Annotated in this window: 13 protein-coding genes and 1 rRNA gene; 12 read left to right on the top strand and 2 right to left on the bottom strand. The window is 34.9% G+C overall.

The annotated features are described in order from the left end of the window. Positions 1-6 precede the first annotated feature (6 nt). The 10 genes from LNP81_RS21930 (at position 7) to LNP81_RS21885 (ending at position 13,988) form a co-directional block, all read left to right on the top strand. Entirely contained in the window at positions 7-1,701 is a 1,695-nt protein-coding gene (locus LNP81_RS21930) for a RagB/SusD family nutrient uptake outer membrane protein (RefSeq protein WP_230039413.1), read from the top strand. A 100-nt stretch (positions 1,702-1,801) separates the two neighbouring features. After that, positions 1,802-2,734: an alpha/beta hydrolase gene (locus LNP81_RS21925; RefSeq protein WP_230039412.1), complete on the top strand. Its 933-nt coding sequence runs from the start codon at positions 1,802-1,804 to the stop codon at positions 2,732-2,734. An 11-nt stretch (positions 2,735-2,745) separates the two neighbouring features. Next, a complete protein-coding gene (locus LNP81_RS21920) occupies positions 2,746-3,711 on the top strand; it encodes a DUF4861 family protein (protein WP_230039411.1) in 966 nt (321 codons plus the stop codon). A gap of 171 nt (positions 3,712-3,882) precedes the next feature. Further along, complete coding sequence (locus tag LNP81_RS21915; protein ID WP_230039410.1) at positions 3,883-5,085, top strand: glycoside hydrolase family 88/105 protein; 1,203 nt, start codon at positions 3,883-3,885, stop codon at positions 5,083-5,085. A 22-nt stretch (positions 5,086-5,107) separates the two neighbouring features. Continuing rightward, positions 5,108-6,328, top strand: a complete 1,221-nt coding sequence (locus tag LNP81_RS21910) for a glycoside hydrolase family 88/105 protein (RefSeq protein ID WP_230039409.1) — start codon at positions 5,108-5,110, stop codon at positions 6,326-6,328. Between the two features lie 120 nt (positions 6,329-6,448). Next, positions 6,449-8,047, top strand: a complete 1,599-nt coding sequence (locus tag LNP81_RS21905) for a glycoside hydrolase family 43 protein (protein WP_230039408.1) — start codon at positions 6,449-6,451, stop codon at positions 8,045-8,047. Between the two features lie 103 nt (positions 8,048-8,150). Continuing rightward, positions 8,151-10,160 (top strand): pectate lyase, encoded by a 2,010-nt coding sequence (gene pelA / locus LNP81_RS21900; RefSeq protein WP_230039407.1) that lies wholly within the window; start codon positions 8,151-8,153, stop codon positions 10,158-10,160. A 225-nt stretch (positions 10,161-10,385) separates the two neighbouring features. Beyond that, positions 10,386-11,735, top strand: a complete 1,350-nt coding sequence (locus LNP81_RS21895; protein WP_230039406.1) for a glycoside hydrolase family 28 protein — start codon at positions 10,386-10,388, stop codon at positions 11,733-11,735. A 253-nt stretch (positions 11,736-11,988) separates the two neighbouring features. Beyond that, the gene (locus LNP81_RS21890) at positions 11,989-12,732 is read left to right on the top strand and encodes a rhamnogalacturonan acetylesterase (protein ID WP_230039405.1); all 744 of its coding nucleotides are present in this window, start codon (positions 11,989-11,991) and stop codon (positions 12,730-12,732) included. 899 nt (positions 12,733-13,631) lie between these two features. After that, positions 13,632-13,988, top strand: a complete 357-nt coding sequence (locus tag LNP81_RS21885) for a hypothetical protein (protein WP_230039404.1) — start codon at positions 13,632-13,634, stop codon at positions 13,986-13,988. Here LNP81_RS21885 and LNP81_RS21880 read toward each other — a convergent pair. After that, positions 13,950-14,141 (bottom strand): response regulator, encoded by a 192-nt coding sequence (locus LNP81_RS21880; RefSeq protein ID WP_346432745.1) that lies wholly within the window; start codon positions 14,139-14,141, stop codon positions 13,950-13,952. The genes LNP81_RS21885 and LNP81_RS21880 overlap by 39 nt on opposite strands. A gap of 5 nt (positions 14,142-14,146) precedes the next feature. Next, positions 14,147-15,238, bottom strand: a complete 1,092-nt coding sequence (locus tag LNP81_RS21875) for a sensor histidine kinase (protein WP_230039403.1) — start codon at positions 15,236-15,238, stop codon at positions 14,147-14,149. Positions 15,239-15,721: 483 nt separating this feature from the next. Between LNP81_RS21875 and LNP81_RS21870 the strand changes: the two genes are divergently transcribed. After that, on the top strand, positions 15,722-17,356 hold the full coding sequence (locus LNP81_RS21870; protein WP_230039402.1) for an NADP-dependent glyceraldehyde-3-phosphate dehydrogenase: 1,635 nt from the start codon (positions 15,722-15,724) through the stop codon (positions 17,354-17,356). Positions 17,357-18,511: 1,155 nt separating this feature from the next. Beyond that, positions 18,512-20,025 (top strand): 16S ribosomal RNA (locus LNP81_RS21865). Positions 20,026-20,087 lie beyond the last annotated feature (62 nt).

The following is a 20,087-nucleotide window of genomic DNA, read 5'->3' as shown; positions in this document are numbered from 1 at the left end:
TAAAAAATGAAAAAAATAATAATAATTTTAGGAGTAATTGCCTCACTATTTACTTCGTGTAGTGACATAGATGAAAAAAGTTTGTCTTATCCTGCGGCTGATGAAACATACAGAACCTCAGGTGGATTTCAATTGTTAGTGAATTCTACTTATGCAAGATTAAAAGAAATTTATGGAAATAATCCATGGTTTTTTGTGGGAGGGACTGATTTGTATGCTGAAGGTTTTAATCCCGAATCGCCTTTAAGTAATTATGCTAGTCTTGTACCTTCATCTAACAATGTTGAAGAGTTATATGTATCTTGTTATTCTCAAATACAATCAGTAAATAAAGTATTGTATTATTCAACAATTACAGAGCAAACATCTAATTTGAATGTATTAGTAGGTGAAGCTCGATTTTTAAGAGCAAATGCTTACTTCTTGTTGGTTCAGGCTTATGGAGGAGTACCTATTGTTAATGATCATATAGTTAGTACTGAAAACACATCTTTTAACAGAAATACAGAACAAGAAGTGTACAATCAAATTATTGAAGATTTGAATGCTTCTTTAGCAAATGTAGGAATAGCAAATTATGCGACATCAGGAAAAGTGAACAAGAGAGCTGTAAATGACTTATTGGCTAAAGTATATTTAACAAGAGGGTACCAATCTTATGGGGAGTCTACAGATTTTGCTAAGGCGGCAGCCTTTGCAGATGCAGCTATTGCAGGACAGCCATTAGTATTGCCATTTGATCAACTGTTTAAACCTGGAAACGATCTAAATGCAGAAACTATTTTCTCTGTTCAATATGACAAAGCTTCAACAAGTACTAGTCCAACCACTCTTGGTAACAGACAATATTCTTATTATAGTTCTAATTTAGGAAGTACCAATGTTGGTGCGCCACAAAGAAGTCAAAATTTATTACCAACACAGTACGCTTTAGATCTTTATGAGGGGCCAAATGACAAAAGATGGGATGCAACTTTTATGACCACAATTTATTCAGGTACTGAAACTACAAACGGAGTATCTTCAACTGTTGTATATTTTCCTTATTATAGAAGTAGTACTTTGAGCACATTAAAAACATTGCATTTTTATGAGCCAAAAGGGTATACACCCTCTCAAAGAGCTGCTTATATAGCTTCACATCCTGATTTACAAAAACCTAATAGACCAAATGGAGACCCGAGAGGATACCATAGATATGGAGAATACGGTGCAGAAAGCGTTGCTGTTCCGGGATGGATTAATGATTGTGGTACGATACCTGTGAAAAAATTTGATGATCCTGAATTATCGACACCACTTGGTACTGGAGCTGTAAGCACAAGAGATATTATTCTGGCAAGATTAGCAGACACATATTTAATTGCTGCTGAAGCTTATCTTAAAGCAGGAAATCCTGCAACGGGACTATTACGCTTAAATGCCGTGAGAACCAGAGCAGGAGTAACTGGCGCCCTTCCTGCAGAATTTAATATCGATTACATTTTGGATGAAAGAGCAAGAGAAATGTTAGGTGAGTATAATCGTTGGTTTGATTTAAAACGAACAGGTACCTTGACAACACGAGTACCAGGCAATAATTATAAAATTAAATTAGCCGATTTTGGAACTGCTCCGAATCAAAAACTATTAAGACCAATTCCTCAAAAAGCAATTGATTTGAATAAAAATAAAGATTTCCCTCAGAATCCTGGTTATTAGTAATTTTTATAATCTTTGAGGTTTTGTTTTTTTGAAGAAGTTAAGAGGAGTTCGGTCATGAATCGGACTCCTTTCTTAACGAAATAATAGTTCGCTTGAAATGAAAAGAATGTTGTTGGTATTATTGTTTGTTTCTCAGGGGATTATAGCACAAGGTTATAGTGTTGATACGTCATATACCGTAAAAAGTACTTATGTCAAACTAATTAAGAAATATCCTTTTATAAAAATTGCCGAAGCAAATAAAGGAGAAAATGATGTTCAGATCGAGAATATAGTGTATTACAAGGAAAAAAACCGAGTATTACATTTAGATGCCTTTTTTAATAAAAAGGAAAAAAATAATCCAGGCGTAATCATGATTCATGGAGGCGGATGGAGATCAGGAAATAAAAATCAAATGCAGGTTTTAGCACAGGAAATAACCTCAAAAGGGTATTCTTGTTTTGCAATTGAATACAGATTATCGCTCGAGGCAAAATATCCGCAAGCGATTTATGATGTAAAAAATGCTATTAAATTTATAAAAGATAATGCGAAGAAATTTCATGTAGATCCAGACAAAATTGCCGTTTTAGGATGCTCCTCAGGAGGCCAAATGGCAGCTTTGATTGGTACAACAAATGGAAATTTAGTTTTTGAAGATGCAAAATACAAGAGTAAGTCTTCTTCGAAAGTGCAGGCGATTATTGATGTAGATGGAATATTGGCTTTTAAACATCCCGAATCAGAAGAAGGAGAAATGGCTGCTTTTTGGTTGAACGGAACTTATGAGGAAAATCCGGAAAATTGGAAACAAGCGTCGGCATTAAGTCATGTTGATAAAAATACACCGCCAACACTGTTTATCAACAGCAGTTTTGACCGGTTTCATGCAGGGCGAGATGATATGATTGCAATTTTAAATCAAAATAAGATTTACAATGAAGTAAAAATAATTCATAATTCACCTCATTCCTTTTGGTTTTTTCAGCCTTGGTTGGATGAAACAGTAGAATATACCACACAATTTTTAAACAGAATATTCAAATAATTTATAATAAAATGAAAACAAAGATCACATTAGCAACCTTATTTTTAGTTGGAGTTACAGCGGTTAATGCTCAAAAATACGACATTAAAACAGCGAAAACGTATGCCGAAATATCTGCAAAAACTGATGGGAAATGGGAAGGACGTAAATATATTGGAGGAACTGTTTTTAAAAATGTCGACCGACTAAAATTAGCTCCGGAACATACAGATCATTCTTTTGATATTCGTTACGAAGGTCCGGGTTGGGAGAGTAACCGCATTGGATATCGTTTGTATCTGGATTGGAGAAATGCCATTGATATTTTTGGAAAGAAAACTTCAGCAAACATTTTGCCATTAGTAGGTCAGGATAATTTTGATTCGTATCACGAAATGAGCGATTGGGGTGCAGATATTCTTAAAGCCGGAAAAGGAATCGGAATTGGGTCTATCGATCGTTATTTAAATGATGAAAAATTACACTTCCGTGAAGTAGACTCAACCATTGCAACTGTGGTAAACAAAACGAATGAATCTGGTGTAAAAGTGAATTACTACGGATGGAAAACGGCTTCTGATAAAATCGATTTTACATCAGTTTTAACCATTAAACCAGATCAGCTTTATACGCAACACACGATTCAGGCATCAAAAGAAATTAAAGGAATTTGTACCGGAATTGTAAAGCAAAAAGATGCTGAATTACTAAAAAAAGAAAGTAAAAATAAAAAATGGGCGTATTTGGCCACTTACGGTGAGCAATCATTAGTTCCGGATAAGTTAGGAATGGCTATTTTTTATCAAACCAATACAATCGAAAATGTTGCCGATACCACTTTAGATTACCTTTTGGTTTTTAAACCTACTACAAAAGCAACTTCTTTTTACTTTTTAGGCGCCTGGGAACAAGAGCCTAACGGAATTAAATCAAAAGAAGAATTCGTAAAGTATTTAGATCAAAAACTTGAAGTACTGAACAAAAAAGGTAAAATTTAAAAAAAGATTGGGAGATAAAAGATATAAGATGAAAGATAAAAAAAATCTACTTAATCTGTGTGAGAAAATAACAGAAATAGGTAGGTTAGAGTTTAATTTAGAATTCAAATAAAATCTTTTTAATCCTTTTAATCTGTGGCAAAAAAACATCAAGTGCTAAAATATAATTTTATGTTTAGATCGACTTTTTTAAAAATAAATCTTATTGTTTTGTTATTGATTATTAGTAATAAAACAATCGCCCAAAAGAATGAAACTGCTGTTCTTCCTGACAATTTAAAATGGTCAGAGAGAACGGCACTTACTATTTTAAATACCTATCCTAAAGCTTCGCAGATTGACGGAACTAAAAAGCCAAAATGGGATTATAAAATGGGATTGGTATTGTTTGCTTTTGAAAAATTATATCAAAAAACAAACGACAAAAAATATTTCAACTATATAAAAGAATATGCCGATGAATTAGTAGATGCAGATGGAAATATTGCCGATTACAACATAAAAGATTACAATATCGATTGTATAAATCCGGGAAAATTATTGTTTATTTTATATGATGAAACCAAAGAAAATCGTTACCAAAAAGTAATAGAGCAATTGAGAACTCAGATTGAGAGCCAGCCAAGAACGGCAAGTGGAGGATTTTGGCACAAACAAATATATCCAAATCAAATGTGGATAGATGGTTTGTATATGGCGGAACCTTTTTATACACAATATACAGTCAAGTATGAAAAAGGTAAAGCTTTGGATGATATTGCCAAACAATTTGAATTGGTGCAAAATCATTTGGTAGATCAAAAAACAGGTTTGGTGTATCAGGCCTGGGATGAAAGTAAAGAAATTGCATGGGCAAATCCTGAAACAGGAAACTCGCCAACCATTTGGGGACGCGGTATAGGCTGGTATATGATGGCTTTGGTAGAAACATTAGATTATTATCCAAAGACAAATCCAAATTATAAAAAGCTGGCAGACTATTTGAACCAGATAGCAAAAAGTGCAGTCGAACATAAAAGCGCATCAGGTTTATGGTATCAGGTGGCAGACAAGTCTGATTTGAAAGGTAATTATTTAGAGTCATCTTCTTCGGCAATGATTATTTATAGTCTGGCAAAAGGAGCAGACAAAGGATATTTATCTTCAGGTTATAAAAAGATTGCCCAAAAATCCTTTGATGCCTTTCTTGCAACGTTTGTAAAAAAAGATAAAAATAGAGAAATAATGATCTCAAATGTATCGTCGAGTGTTGGTTTAGGAGGAAAACCTTTTCGTGACGGAACAAATGAATATTATACCAATAGCAAAGCAAAAGACAATAGTTCGCCGGCTTTGGCAGCATTTTTACTGAGTGCAATAGAATTAAAAAAATAATAAAATTTAAATATATTTTAAAATGAAAAATACTAAAAGACATAGTTATTTTACATCGGTTGTTTTAGTTTGTTTAATAGCCTTTACAAGTTGCAAAGTGACTTCTCAGGAACCTGCAAAAAAAGAAATTGTAATTTCTAAAAGTTTAAAATGGTCTGATAAAATGGCTTTGACCTTAATGAAACGCCATCCTGAAGCCTATATGATCGATGATTCGAAAAAGCCAAAATGGGATTATGTTCATGCTTTGGTTTTGCATTCGATCGAAGAATTGTACAAGAAAAATCCGGATTCAAGATACAAAACGTACATAAGAGGTTACGTAGATGAGTTAGTGCAAAATGACGGAACTATTAAAACCTACGAATTAGACAAATATAATATTGATTTGGTAGTACCCGGACGTTTGCTTTTTAATATTTATGCGGAGTCGAAAGAAGAAAAATATCTAAAAGCAATGCAGTTAGTGCGCAAACAAATTTTGGAGCAGCCACGTACACAAAGTGGTGGATTTTGGCATAAAAAAATATATCCAAACCAAATGTGGTTAGATGGTTTATATATGGGAGAACCATTTTATGCACAATATACGCTTACATTCGAAAATGGAGATAAATTTGATGATATTGCAAAACAATTTGAGGTAATTCAATCACATGCAACAGATCCAAAAACCGGATTATTGTACCATGCCTGGGACGAAAGTAAACAAATGCCATGGGCAAATAAAGAAACGGGTAATTCGCCAAATTTCTGGTCAAGAGCTTTAGGCTGGTATGTTATGGCACTAGTTGACGTATTGGATTATATGCCAAAAGATCATCCAAAACAAAAAGAATTGGTAAAGTACCTGAACAATGCATCGGCTGCTTTGGCCAAATATCAGGATAAATCAGGTTTATGGTATCAGGTAACAGACAAAGGCAATAAAGAAGGAAATTACCTTGAAGCTTCTGGATCATCAATGTTTGCTTATGCTTTTGCAAAAGGTGCCAACAAAGGATATCTTCCTGCGAGCTATAAAAAATTAGCGAACAAGGCTTTTGACGGTTTGACGAAAAAATTAATAAAAGTAGATGCCGATGGTGGAATTACACTAACACAAGCTTGCCAGGTTGCCGGTTTAGGCGGAACTCCTTATCGTGACGGATCATATGAATATTATGTAAACGAAAAGAAAAAAGACAATGATCCTAAAGCTACCGGACCTTTTATTCTGGCTGCTTTAGAGTTGAATAGATAATTTCTATTAAGGTTAATCAACCAGTTTGTCTCTTTCGTCGAATTGACAAAAAAAACGCTATAAACCCGACAGGTTTTAGAAACCTGTCGGGTTTAATTGGAAAGCATAATATATAGCAAAATGAAAAATATAAAAGCTCTCTTTCTTTTATTAGCCCTATTTTCGATACAAAAGAATTTCGCTCAGGTTTGGGTGCCGGATAATGGAGACGGAACGTATACAAACCCTATAATTCATGCCGATTATTCGGATCCTGATGTGGTACGAGTAGGGGATGATTTTTATATGACAGCATCGTCTTTTAATTGTATTCCCGGATTACCAATTTTGCATTCTAAAGATCTTGTAAACTGGAAGATTTTAAGTTATGCTTTGCCCAAACAGCCTCCGTTTGACTTTTTTAATAAAGTACAGCATGGCAATGGCGTGTGGGCTCCAAGTATTACTTTTCATAATAATGAATTTTATATTTACTATCCTGATCCTGATTTTGGAATTTACATGATTAAAGCCAAAAAAGCAGAAGGACCATGGTCTGAACCTCTTTTGGTAAAAGAAGGCAAAGGACTTATCGATCCTAGTCCTTTGTGGGATGATGACGGGAAAGTATATCTTGTTCATGCCTTTGCAGGAAGTCGTGCGCAAATTAAAAGTCTGATTGTAGTTTGCAGCATGAACGAGGAAGGAACAATTGCCAATAATGACGAAGTAATGGTTATTGACGGTCATGAAAGTGAAGGTACAATCGAGGGACCTAAATTTTATAAACGAAATGGTTACTATTACATTTTTGCTCCTGCCGGTGGGGTTTCTACAGGTTGGCAAACTGTTTTAAGATCAAAAAATGTTTTTGGACCTTATGAAAAAAAGAACGTTCTCGAGCAAGGAAAAACAACCGTAAATGGTCCGCATCAGGGTGCCTGGGTGCAAACCCAAACCGGAGAAGACTGGTTTATTCATTTTCAGGACAAAGGTGCTTACGGAAGAATTGTACATCTTCAGCCTATGAAATGGGAAAAAGACTGGCCAGTTATGGGACAGGATTTTGATAAAAACGGAATTGGGGAGCCAGTTACAACATTCAAAAAACCAAACGTAGGAAAGAAACATCCAATAGAAACTCCTGCAGAATCTGATGAGTTTAATGAACCAAAATTAGGTTTGCAATGGCAATGGCAGGCGAATTCTCAAACCAATTGGGGTTTTCCGTCAAGTTTAGGATACCTTAATTTATTTTGTTTGCCAACTATAAAAGAAAGCAATAAGATATTTGAAGCGCCTAATTTATTGCTGCAAAAATTTCCTGCCGAAGAATTTACCGTAACGACAAAAATGACATTTAATACACGTTTAAATGGCGAATCGACTGGACTAATCATTATGGGATTGGATTATAGTTATCTGAATTTAAGAAACGATAATGGCAAATTATATTTGAACCAGAAAACAGGAACTTTCGATAAAAAAGTTGCTGAAAGCGAAACCACTCCTGTTTTAATAAAAAACAATATTATTTATCTTAGGGTAAAAATTAAAAAAGGCGGAATCTGTAATTTCTTTTATAGTTTAGATGATAAAAAATATGAATCGATTGGTTCTGAATTTATATCGAAAGAAGGAAAATGGATTGGTGCCAAAGTCGGTCTTTTTGCCTTGAGCGAAAAAGTAACAAATGATTCGGGAAATGTTGCGGTAGATTGGTTTAGAGTAACAAAGTAATAAAAGGGTGCAAAGGGACAAAGGTTCAGCGTTTTTTTTAAGTGTTGAGATAAAAGCTGTAGATTAAAATAAAAATCGATCCAACGAAAATAAAAATATACAAATGGTTTTATTAAAAAAATATATAGTATTAGTGCTATTTAGTATTTGTTTTGCTGTAAATGCTCAAAACACTTATAAAAACTGGCCGGATATTATTCGCAAAAGCGATGCTGGCTGGTTTGGCACAGAAGAAGCTAAAAAGATAGCAGAGAATGTTTTGTTGTATCAAAGAGATATTGGCGGATGGCCAAAGAATATTCAGATGCAGCAAGAGTTAACCCCGCAGCAAAAAAAGGATTTACAGGCGCTTAAAAAGTCAACAAAAGAAATTACAACAGACAACAGCGCAACCTGTCAGGAGATGCTTTTTATGTCTAAAATGTACGCACAGGTTAAAGATGAGCGTTATAAAGATTCTTTTTTAAAAGGTTTAAACTATTTATTTGAGGCACAATATAGTAATGGAGGCTGGCCTCAGTTTTATCCATTAAAAAAGGGATATTATACACATATTACATACAATGATGATTCGATGGTGAATATCTTAAACATCATGAAACATGTAAGTGACGATACTGATTTTTATAGCATAAAACCTTCAAAAGAAACTATCGAAAAAGCTAAAAAATCTTTCGATAAAGGAATTGATTGTATCCTAAAAACGCAATACAAACAAAACGGAGTTTTAACCGCGTGGTGCGCACAACACGATGAAGTTACTTTTGCTCCGGCAAACGCAAGAGCTTTTGAATTGGCATCTTTAAGCGGGTATGAATCGGCTAAAATTGTATTGCTTTTAATGTCGATAGAAAAACCTTCGGCAGAAATAATTACAGCGGTTAAAAGCGCTCACGCTTGGTTCGAAAAAACAAAAATCACCAATCTTGAAGAGAAACGTATTTTAAACGATGAAGGGAAAATTATAGACAAGAATATGATTGTCACTCAAAATGCGGCACCAATTTGGGCAAGATTTATGGAACTGGATAATAATGAACCATTTTTTAGTGATCGTGATGGAGTTAAGAAAAAATCTCTTGATGAAATTGGTGCAGAACGCAGAAATGGCTATTCATGGTACACCGATGCACCAAAAGAAGTATTGAAAAAATTTCCTGCATGGGCCATTAAAAACGGAGTAAAACTTACTTCTGCAGCGTCTGTAGATAAAAAAAAAGCTAACTTTTTTACTGTTGCTTTAGACGGTTCAGGCGATTTTACAAAAATTCAGGAAGCTATAAATGCTTGTCCTTCTTTTCCGTATGAAAAAGTGACTGTGTTTGTAAAAAACGGAATTTACAATGAAAAGATCCGAATTCCCGAGTGGAATACTCATTTAGCACTAGTTGGAGAAAGCAAGGAAAATACCATTATTACTTTTGATGATAATTTTTCGAAGATTAATACAGGAAGAAACAGTACTTTTTTTACTTATACAATTTTGGTTGAAGGGGACGATTTTTCGGCCTCCAATTTAACCATTAAAAATGCATCGGGAGACAATGGCCAGGCTATTGCTTTATCTCTTGTAGCCAATCGCGCTCAGGTATCAAATTGTAGTATTTTAGGCAATCAGGATACTTTGTATTTGTCTGGAAAAAATGCCAAACAATATTTTAAAGATTGTTATATCGAAGGAACAACAGATTTTATTTTTGGAAGTGCTACCGCTTTATTCGAAAATTGTGAAATCAGAAGTATCAAAAACTCTTATATCACGGCCGCTTCAACACCACAGGATACTACTTTTGGATTTGTTTTTAAAAATTGTAAACTTACGGCTGAACCAGCAGCAACGGCAGTTTATTTAGGAAGGCCGTGGCGTATTTATGCCAAAACCGTTTATATTGACTGTGATATGGGAAAGCATATCAGACCCGAAGGCTGGCATAACTGGTCGAAACCGGAAGCAGAGCAAAATGCTTTTTATGCTGAGTATAATGGCAAAGGCGAAGGTTTTCAGCCTACAAAAAGAGTTTCATGGTCAAATCAGCTTACAAAGAAAGAAGCTGCAAAATATACAATAGAAAATATCTTAAAAGATTCGATTGCTAATTGGTATTCGAAGTAAAAAAAATATTGCCCACGGATTTTAACCGATTAAACGGGTTTTCACTGATTTACTTTTTATCTTTTTTTACTAAAAAAGAATGAAGATCTGCCTAATCTGCTTAATCTGCGAGACTTTTTTAAAATATTCGTTTTTAGTTTGCTTTATACAGTAATAAAAAAAATCAGCGAAAACCAGTTTAATCCGTTACAACCCGTGGGCCAAACCAAAATAAATTATAAAATTATGAATTTTAAGTGTCTCATTTTTCTATTGGTTTCATGGACTTCTTTTGCGCAGCAGACTGAATTTCCATCTGCAAAAGTAGATGCTATTGTTAATAGAATTCAGCTTCCTGTAATTCCTTCTTATCAAATAAATGTTTTGAAATTAGGAGCCAAAGGAGATTCTGTTACCAATAACAAATTGGTATTTGATAAAGCCATGGCATTGTGCAAAAAGAATAATGGCGGTACTATAGTTGTTCCTAAAGGAATTTATAAAATCAATGGTCCAATTCATTTTGTCAGTAACGTTAACCTTAAAATTGAAAAAGGCGCCAAGATTAAATTCAGCGATAATCCAGAAGATTATTTGCCAATGGTATTAACGAGTTGGGAAGGTACAATGTTGTACAATTATAGCCCGTTAATATACGCTTACGAATGCTCTAATATTGCCATAACAGGAGAAGGAGCAATTGATGGCGAAGGAGGAAAGACCTGGAAAAGCTTTAAAGCTAAAGAAGGAACAGGAAAGAACTTAAGCCGCGAGATGAATCATAACAATGTTCCAATTAAAGACAGAAAATTTGGCGAGGGCTATTTTTTACGTCCGCAAATGATTCAGTTTTTTAATAGCAAGAACATTTTGGTAGAGGGTATTCGTATCGAAAATTCTCCATTTTGGTGTTTACATTTATTAAAATCACAAAGTATTACGGTTCGCGGAGTGAGTTATAAATCATTAAATTATAATAACGACGGGATTGATCCTGAATATGCAAAAGATGTTTTAATCGAAAATGTAACGTTTGATAATGGTGATGACAATGTGGCCATTAAAGCAGGAAGAGATCATGAAGGAAGAGCAAATTCAGCTACCCCAAGTGAAGATATTGTGATAAGAAATTGCAATTTCAAAGGACTACATGGCGTTGTAATAGGAAGCGAAATGTCTGCGGGAGTTCAAAATGTATATGTCGAAAATTGTAAAACCGTTGGTTATTTAAAAAGAGGTATTTACTTGAAAACCAATGCGGATCGGGGCGGTTTTATTAAAAACATTTTTGTTCGAAACATTCAACTCGATGAGGTAGAAGATTGCTTGTATATCACGGCAAACTACCACGGAGAAGGAAAAGGTTTTCAGTCTGAAATATCAAATGTTTCGTTTTCGAATATTACCTGCAATAAAGCCACGGCATCAGGAATTGTAATTCAGGGATTTCCGGATAAAAAAGTTCGAAATATCTCTTTAAACAATATAGACATAAAGTGGGCGAAAAATGCCATTTCAAGTACGAATGCTGAAAATGTAGTTTTAAACGAAGTTTTTATAGGAGAAAAAGCTACGGTTCCTTCGGCAGCAAAATAGGTTTTTTTTCAGGTTCAAAGGGACAAAGGTTCAGAGTGGCAAAGGTTCAAAGGTTTTCTGTAGAGTCGCACTGAAGTGCGTCTATTGTAACCGTAAAATAACCACAATATTGTCATCCTGAGCGAAGTCGAAGGACACACAAGTAGCTCGAGAAGGAAGAAAAATAACAACAGTGAAAATCCGTATAATCTGTGTGGCATTAATCATATAATAACTAATTCAGCACAATCTAATAATTCAACAATCCAACAAAATGAAATATTATCTATTTATTATCTGCCTGATTACCACAGCAAGTTTTGCACAAAAAACAACTATATATACCATTGGAGATTCTACAATGGCGAACAAAAAAGACCCGGACAAAAATCCTGAGCATGGATGGGCTCAGGTTTTGCAACTTTTTTTTAAAGATAATTTTGTTGTCGAAAATAAAGCGGTAAATGGCCGAAGTACCAAAAGTTTTATCAACGAAAAGCGTTGGGATTCTATTTATAATAAGCTAAAAAAAGGTGATTATGTTTTTATTGAATTTGGACATAATGACGAAAAAATAGAGGATTCTACACGATACACAAATCCGCATACAAGTTACCGTTATAATTTAATTCGGTTTGTAAAAGAAAGTCGTGAAAAAGGAGCAACGCCAATATTGTTAACCTCTATTGCAAGACGTAATTTTAATGAAAAAGGTGTCTTAGTACCAACACATGGAGATTATCCGTTAGAAACAAGATTAGTTGCGCAGGAATACAAAGTTCCTTTTATTGATCTGGAATATTATACAGAATTGCTTGAACAATCTTACGGGCCAGAAAAATCAAAAGAATTGCATTTGCATTTTAAAGCAGGTGAAAACTCATATTACAGTAAGGACAAAGCTGATGACACACACCTTTCATTAAAAGGAGCTACTACTATTGCTCAAATTGTTATTAATCAGATTAAAAAAATAGAAGATCCTTCGGTAGAAAAACTTAAAAAAGGGATTAAATAACATCTTGTTTTTAATTTGAAAAAGATGTCTGATAATACAATTTTAAAACCTTTTAGAGGTAAATATTGTTTTTTAGTATAGCTTAATTTGTATTTAATATTAAGAAACTTTTGTTATAAGTAAATTGTTTTTGTTTATTCTTAGTATTCTATTTTAAATATTTTGATGATTTTTTTAAGAAAGAGAAAGCGAAAGTTTTCTCTTTTTTTATTTTTATGGGGCTATTTTTATTTAAAAAATAGCCATTTTAAGAGCTGAATTAAGACTAATTTAGTTTTTTTTACTTGAGAAAACTGAATTTTAACAATTTTAAAAAACTGAATTTAATAAAGTTTTTTTTAGTTAATTATATTACAAAAATCCCTTGAAACTACTTGTTTTTGTAGAAAAGTATTGTTAATTTATTTGTGAAAATTAGGGCTTAATTTTTAAATTTGAAATCCTTTTTTAAGTTAATAAAAGCTGAAATTAACAAAACATTTTGTTTTTTGTTATTTTTCGATCTGAAATTCAGTAACTTAGCTAATGTAAAAACAACGAGAACTATTTTTATTTCTTATATATTAATAGTAATTACTACACGCCTCCATTGATTTTTTTAGTATCTAAAGGTCCCATTCTTTTTATTGCGTTATTATTAAAAAAATAAATGAAAATAGAGATTTTTATTTATGGTTTTCATTAATCAAAAATTTTAGTATCGTATAGTCTCCTACAACTATAAGTACTTTGTAATTGATTCATTTTATAGAATTGAATCAGATTTTTTACCTCTTATTCCAGCAGAAATTTAAATAGAATTACAAACTGATCATTATTTAAATACTGCCTTACTTTTTATTTGTTTTAAATAGAATTGTTGCGTTCAATTAGATTGTTTAATTAATTAAAAGGCACTTATGAAATCAAAAATTACTTTTGTTTTAATGTTAGTTTTAGTACCTGTAATGCATTTTATGGGAAACAATGCTTTTGCCCAAACAGTAAATGGGGTAGCTAGTACTACCGGATGTCCTAATGGAGGTATTGTGACAGCCAGCAATTCGGCATCATGGACAACACCACAATACCAATTGTTGAAATCTGGTGTAGTTGTAGCTCCTGTTCCTAATGATCCCAATCAATTTACAAATAATCCTGTTTTTACGGGTTTAGCAACTGGTAGTTACACTGTTAATGGTAGGGATACGAATGTAGGAACAATTTTTAGCAGTACCTCAATTGATATCAGGCATGTTAAGATCTGTAATCAATAAATGGATATCAGAATACTTTAATACATCGATAGCTTCGCTTACAGAAGATGCCTTGTAGGTATGATAATTAAAGGATTTTAAATGGCGCTGAATCAAATCCAGCATGTCATAATTATCATCTACGATAAGTATGTTTTCTTTCATTAAACTCATTATGATTAGTTTAAAGGTAATTTTATTATGAAAATAGTTCCTCTGGGAGTATTGTTGCGAATTGTAATTTCTCCGTTATGATTTTTGATAATCCCATGAACTACGCTAAGTCCCAGTCCACACCCCTTGTTGGTAGCTTTAGTGGTAAAAAAAGGTTCAAATACCTTTTGTTTCATGGCATCGGGAATTCCAATTCCGTGATCTTCGACTGTTATGAATAAGTTTTCCGTATCACTTTCGATAATTGTTTTTATAATGCTTTTCTCAGGAGAAGCATGTATGGCATTGATCAGTAAATTAAAAAAAACCTGCGTCAGTTGTACATTGTCGATCCTGGCGACTACAGTATCGTTTTTAAAAATGAGTTCACTTTTGATATTTCTTTTCTGAAAGTTTTGTTTAAGAAATGACATTGCAAAATTTACAATAGGCTTAATTTCTTGTAATTGCAGTTGCTGCGGCATTTCGCAAGAAAAGAACATTAATTTTTTTACAATTTCGCGGGAATAAATAACCGAGTTTATTATGATAGAAATATCAGAATCAATTTCGGGATTTGTATTATTGCTTTTGATTAATTCAGCATAACCCAATATATTTCCCAAAGGAGTATTGAGTTCATGAGCAATTCCAGCCGTCATTTCTCCAAGAACAGACAATCGGTCTACTCTTTCTACAGTTCGCATTAGGATTTGTTTTTTTTTGAAGTTTTTTAATTTCTCTAAATAAGTACCAATTTCAAATGCAATAGTGTCCAGTAGCTTTTGCTCTTCTTTCAAAAAATCATTTTGACTATATTTATTTTCAGGGTAATGAACTTTAATATAGCCAACAGTAACATTTGCAACACGTATATCACTATATTGCGATACAGTTTGCTCATTAAGCTTTGTTGTAAGTAAAGCGTAATCAGGAATTAATAATTCGACTACAGCATCTTTATTATATCTCCATGCTTTTTTTGTACTTAAAATTATTTTTTTAAACACTTGTTTTTCTTTACCATCAGATCTTGCTATTGTTTTCGAAACTTCATAAAGACAAGTCAGTTCTTTTACTCTTTCTTTAAGTTTTTCTTTTGTAGGAAAAGATTTCATTGTTTTTGTAGGAAATTATTTATAATGAATTTAAATTAAAACCAAAAGTAATTAAATATTTTGCTTAAGAATATTAATTAACTTTTTATTCAACTATTTGAAAACAAACTAAATAGATATTGATTATTAATCTTATTATGATATACTAATAACTTTTAATGGTATATTTATGTTTGTTTTTAAGCTATGGAATTTGAATGTAAATGTAGGAAGTTTGTTTTTCAAACTTAAATATTGAATCCGATTAAAAGAAAATATCTGTTTAAAAAAGTATTTCAAATTGAATAAAGTTTCAAGAGGCTTAAAACTCTATTTAAATACTGATCTAATCAGTAAGTTGTTTTTTAAATTGTTTTGATTTTAATTATTTACAGTAATTAATATCAGATACTTATGTTTAATTTTTGTAACTTGACACTGGTTAGGTTATTTTGATAAGCTCATATCATAGAGCTACTTTTATTTACAAGAGAAAAATTAGATATGGAAAATTTAAAAGCATCAAAAACAGCTATAGACAGCTTGTTTAGGGAAGAAAGTTCTATCCCTAATGAATACAGGATTTCAGAAATCCATCAAAAGGAATATCTTTTAAACGGTGAGTTAGTTCCATGGAATGGTGATGTAGCAGAAGTTTTTTCTCCGGTTTTTATTCAGGGAGAAGAAGGGCTTAAGCGAAAGCTGGTAGGTACAATTCCTCATACATCAGTAAAAGAAGCAATGCAATCTCTCGACGCAGCAGTTGCAGCATATAATGATGGGCAAGGTGTGTGGCCAACAATGAGCGTAGAGAACCGTATTAAATGCATGCAAAGATTCGTATACCTGATGATTCAGCAACGCGAACCAGTCATTAAACTATTGATGTGGGAAATTGGTAAAAGCCTCGGGGATTCTACTAAAGAATTTGACCGTACTGTCGAATACATCAATGCAACAATCGATGCCTTAAAAGATTTAGACAGGCAATCCTCAAGATTTGAAGAATCAGAAGGAATTCTGGCACAAATCAGACGCTCTTCCTTGGGAGTGGTCCTTAGCATGGGGCCTTTCAATTATCCACTTAATGAAATTTTCACTACTTTAATTCCCGCGCTCATCATGGGTAATACCATTTTGTTTAAATTGCCCAAGCATGGTGTTCTCGCACATTATCCTTTGCTTAATGCCTTCAAAGAAGCATTTCCTCCCGGTACAGTAAATACTTTATACGGGCGAGGGGCTGAAATTATATCTCCTTTGATGGAAAGCGGGAACATCAATGTATTGGCTTTTATCGGTTCCAGCAAGGTAGCCAATAACCTGAAGAAACTGCACCCAAAAGCCAACAGGTTGCGATCTATTTTAAGCCTCGATGCCAAGAATGCAGCTATAGTAACTAAGCATGCTGATTTGAATGTTGCTGTGAATGAATGCCTGCTTGGTGCTCTATCGTTTAATGGACAACGTTGTACAGCGCTCAAATTAATTTTTGTGCAAAGAGAAATTGCTGATGAGTTCGTTACAAAGCTAAGTGATGCCGTTGCAGCTTTAAAACCTGGACTTCCATGGGACAAAGATGTAAAAATAACCCCTCTTCCTGAATTAGACAAGCCGGGCTACCTTAAAAACTGCCTTGATGATGCTTTGGCCAATGGTGCTAAAATCATTAATGAAAATGGCGGTTATACCAATAATTCATTTGTTTTTCCTGCTGTCGTGTATCCTGTAAATGATAAAATGAAACTCTATCACGAAGAGCAATTCGGACCCATAATACCCGTTGTGCCATTTGATTCGATAGAGGAACCTATAACATATCAGATTAACGCCTCACACGGAATGCAGGTAAGTATCTTTAGTGAAGATCCCAAGGAAGTTGCAAGCCTGATAGATCCCTTTGTAAATCTTGTGAGTCGCGTAAATATTAACTGTCAGTCACAGCGTGGTCCCGATGTTTTTCCTTTCACAGGAAGAAAAGACAGCGCCGAGGGAACCTTATCAATATCCGATGCATTGCGCTCATTCTCCATTCGCTCGCTCGTAGCTACAAAAGCTACCGATGCCAATAAAACATTACTGAATTCTATCGTAAAAGATCACGATTCTAATTTTCTTAGTACAGATTATATTTTTTAAAGATTAAAAATTAGTAAACAGGCAGCCACGGTTGCCTGTTCTTATATTATAGTAGCAATCAATATTTCATTTATTGAATTGGCAACTCTATAAATTGTGAGGAAGAAAATCCAAATGAAGTACAGTGGTCTTGGTTCTCTCTTATATATTTAAGTACAATTTAGCTCTACTATATATAAAGGAAGAATTTTTACATATAATATATAAGTAAAACCAACCTTTGGAAATTTGGGTTCAAACGTTAGCGAACAAGCGAAGCAATTTAAGATTTGGACTTTAATAAAGATTAGGAGCTATTTCCCGCTGTCCTTCCAATCTTTTGTGGTGAACCCCACCACAAAAGGATTTTCCCTCCCATCGGGGCTAGGGCAGTAGTTTTCAAAAGAAACATTTAATATAAAAGAGAAACAAAATGCTCCAAAAAGCAAAGCTTAGCGTCTTTATGTCTTTGCATGAAACTATAAATCGCAGTAAAATCTAGCTTTGTGTCTTATTTAAGACTCAAGATAAACCAGGAGAAGCAAGAAAAAAACAAACCTTCGCGTCTTAGCGCCTTCGTGGCAAAACCCATTAAAACCACCTAAAAGAGGCAAAAACCAACAAAGTCACCCAGACTATAAAAAAACTTCGCCTTGTAAGAACCATCCATCCAGCCATTTATAAAAAAGATTAAAAATAGTTAAGAAAAGCTATTGTTTAACTGAATAAACTAGCTACTTTTGCACCCGCAACAGCGATAGACGTTCTTTTAAATACTGACAAGCATACGAGATCAAAGAGAAAATTTATTTTCAAAAAAAGATTGCGAAAAGCTTGTGAGATTTGAAAACGGATGTTACATTTGCACCCCGCAAAACACGGAAAGTTCATTGATAGATTGGTAGGTTTTAGAAGTAAAAAGAAAAGAAATTTTCTTTAGAAAAAACTTCAAAAAACATTTGCCAGTTAGAAATAAGTTTTCTACTTTTGCACCCGCTTTGAGAAACAAGCGCAACAAAATTGAAACACGTTCGTAGACATATTGAATTGACAGCCGCTTTAACAGAGATGTTAAGGCAAAAGAATAAAGAGTAAGATAATCGAGAGATTAGAGAATAACCGATAGAGACTGATTCGAATAACAATACGATCTTGATTTATTAAGATCAACAATATACGATGAAGAGTTTGATCCTGGCTCAGGATGAACGCTAGCGGCAGGCTTAACACATGCAAGTCGAGGGGTATAGGTTTTCGGATCTAGAGACCGGCGCACGGGTGCGTAACGCGTATGCAATCTACCTTTTACAGAGGGATAGCCCAGAGAAATTTGGATTAATACCTCATAGTATAGCAGTTTCGCATGAAACCACTATTAAAGTCACAACGGTAAAAGATGAGCATGCGTCCCATTAGCTAGTTGGTAAGGTAACGGCTTACCAAGGCTACGATGGGTAGGGGTCCTGAGAGGGAGATCCCCCACACTGGTACTGAGACACGGACCAGACTCCTACGGGAGGCAGCAGTGAGGAATATTGGACAATGGGCGCAAGCCTGATCCAGCCATGCCGCGTGCAGGATGACGGTCCTATGGATTGTAAACTGCTTTTATACGAGAAGAAACATCCCGACGTGTCGGGACTTGACGGTATCGTAAGAATAAGGATCGGCTAACTCCGTGCCAGCAGCCGCGGTAATACGGAGGATCCAAGCGTTATCCGGAATCATTGGGTTTAAAGGGTCCGTAGGCGGTTTAATAAGTCAGTGGTGAAAGCCCATCGCTCAACGGTGGAACGGCCATTGATACTGTTAGACTTGAATTATTAGGAAGTAACTAGAATATGTAGTGTAGCGGTGAAATGCTTAGAGATTACATGGAATACCAATTGCGAAGGCAGGTTACTACTAATTGATTGACGCTGATGGACGAAAGCGTGGGTAGCGAACAGGATTAGATACCCTGGTAGTCCACGCCGTAAACGATGGATACTAGCTGTTGGGAGCAATTTCAGTGGCTAAGCGAAAGTGATAAGTATCCCACCTGGGGAGTACGTTCGCAAGAATGAAACTCAAAGGAATTGACGGGGGCCCGCACAAGCGGTGGAGCATGTGGTTTAATTCGATGATACGCGAGGAACCTTACCAAGGCTTAAATGTAGATTGACCGGTTTGGAAACAGATCTTTCGCAAGACAATTTACAAGGTGCTGCATGGTTGTCGTCAGCTCGTGCCGTGAGGTGTCAGGTTAAGTCCTATAACGAGCGCAACCCCTGTTGTTAGTTGCCAGCGAGTCAAGTCGGGAACTCTAACAAGACTGCCAGTGCAAACTGTGAGGAAGGTGGGGATGACGTCAAATCATCACGGCCCTTACGCCTTGGGCTACACACGTGCTACAATGGCCGGTACAGAGAGCAGCCACTGGGCGACCAGGAGCGAATCTATAAAACCGGTCACAGTTCGGATCGGAGTCTGCAACTCGACTCCGTGAAGCTGGAATCGCTAGTAATCGGATATCAGCCATGATCCGGTGAATACGTTCCCGGGCCTTGTACACACCGCCCGTCAAGCCATGGAAGCTGGGGGTGCCTGAAGTCGGTGACCGCAAGGAGCTGCCTAGGGTAAAACTGGTAACTAGGGCTAAGTCGTAACAAGGTAGCCGTACCGGAAGGTGCGGCTGGAACACCTCCTTTCTAGAGCCTTATGTGTTAGTTGATTTATCAACACGCTGAGGAAAAAAGAAGAAGCTTTATAG

This window comes from Flavobacterium piscisymbiosum, from assembly GCF_020905295.1.
GTDB lineage: Bacteria > Bacteroidota > Bacteroidia > Flavobacteriales > Flavobacteriaceae > Flavobacterium > Flavobacterium piscisymbiosum.
Note: the sequence above shows the minus strand (reverse complement) of the source record. Positions and strands in the feature narration are given on the sequence as shown.

Coding starts and splice junctions, on each gene's coding strand:
- LNP81_RS21930 (WP_230039413.1), top strand. CDS start 7: ATGAAAAAAATAATAATAATTTTAGGAGTAATTGCCTCACTATTTACT.
- LNP81_RS21925 (WP_230039412.1), top strand. CDS start 1,802: ATGAAAAGAATGTTGTTGGTATTATTGTTTGTTTCTCAGGGGATTATA.
- LNP81_RS21920 (WP_230039411.1), top strand. CDS start 2,746: ATGAAAACAAAGATCACATTAGCAACCTTATTTTTAGTTGGAGTTACA.
- LNP81_RS21915 (WP_230039410.1), top strand. CDS start 3,883: ATGTTTAGATCGACTTTTTTAAAAATAAATCTTATTGTTTTGTTATTG.
- LNP81_RS21910 (WP_230039409.1), top strand. CDS start 5,108: ATGAAAAATACTAAAAGACATAGTTATTTTACATCGGTTGTTTTAGTT.
- LNP81_RS21905 (WP_230039408.1), top strand. CDS start 6,449: ATGAAAAATATAAAAGCTCTCTTTCTTTTATTAGCCCTATTTTCGATA.
- pelA (WP_230039407.1), top strand. CDS start 8,151: ATGGTTTTATTAAAAAAATATATAGTATTAGTGCTATTTAGTATTTGT.
- LNP81_RS21895 (WP_230039406.1), top strand. CDS start 10,386: ATGAATTTTAAGTGTCTCATTTTTCTATTGGTTTCATGGACTTCTTTT.
- LNP81_RS21890 (WP_230039405.1), top strand. CDS start 11,989: ATGAAATATTATCTATTTATTATCTGCCTGATTACCACAGCAAGTTTT.
- LNP81_RS21885 (WP_230039404.1), top strand. CDS start 13,632: ATGAAATCAAAAATTACTTTTGTTTTAATGTTAGTTTTAGTACCTGTA.
- LNP81_RS21880 (WP_346432745.1), bottom strand. CDS start 14,141: ATGAGTTTAATGAAAGAAAACATACTTATCGTAGATGATAATTATGAC.
- LNP81_RS21875 (WP_230039403.1), bottom strand. CDS start 15,238: ATGAAATCTTTTCCTACAAAAGAAAAACTTAAAGAAAGAGTAAAAGAA.
- LNP81_RS21870 (WP_230039402.1), top strand. CDS start 15,722: ATGGAAAATTTAAAAGCATCAAAAACAGCTATAGACAGCTTGTTTAGG.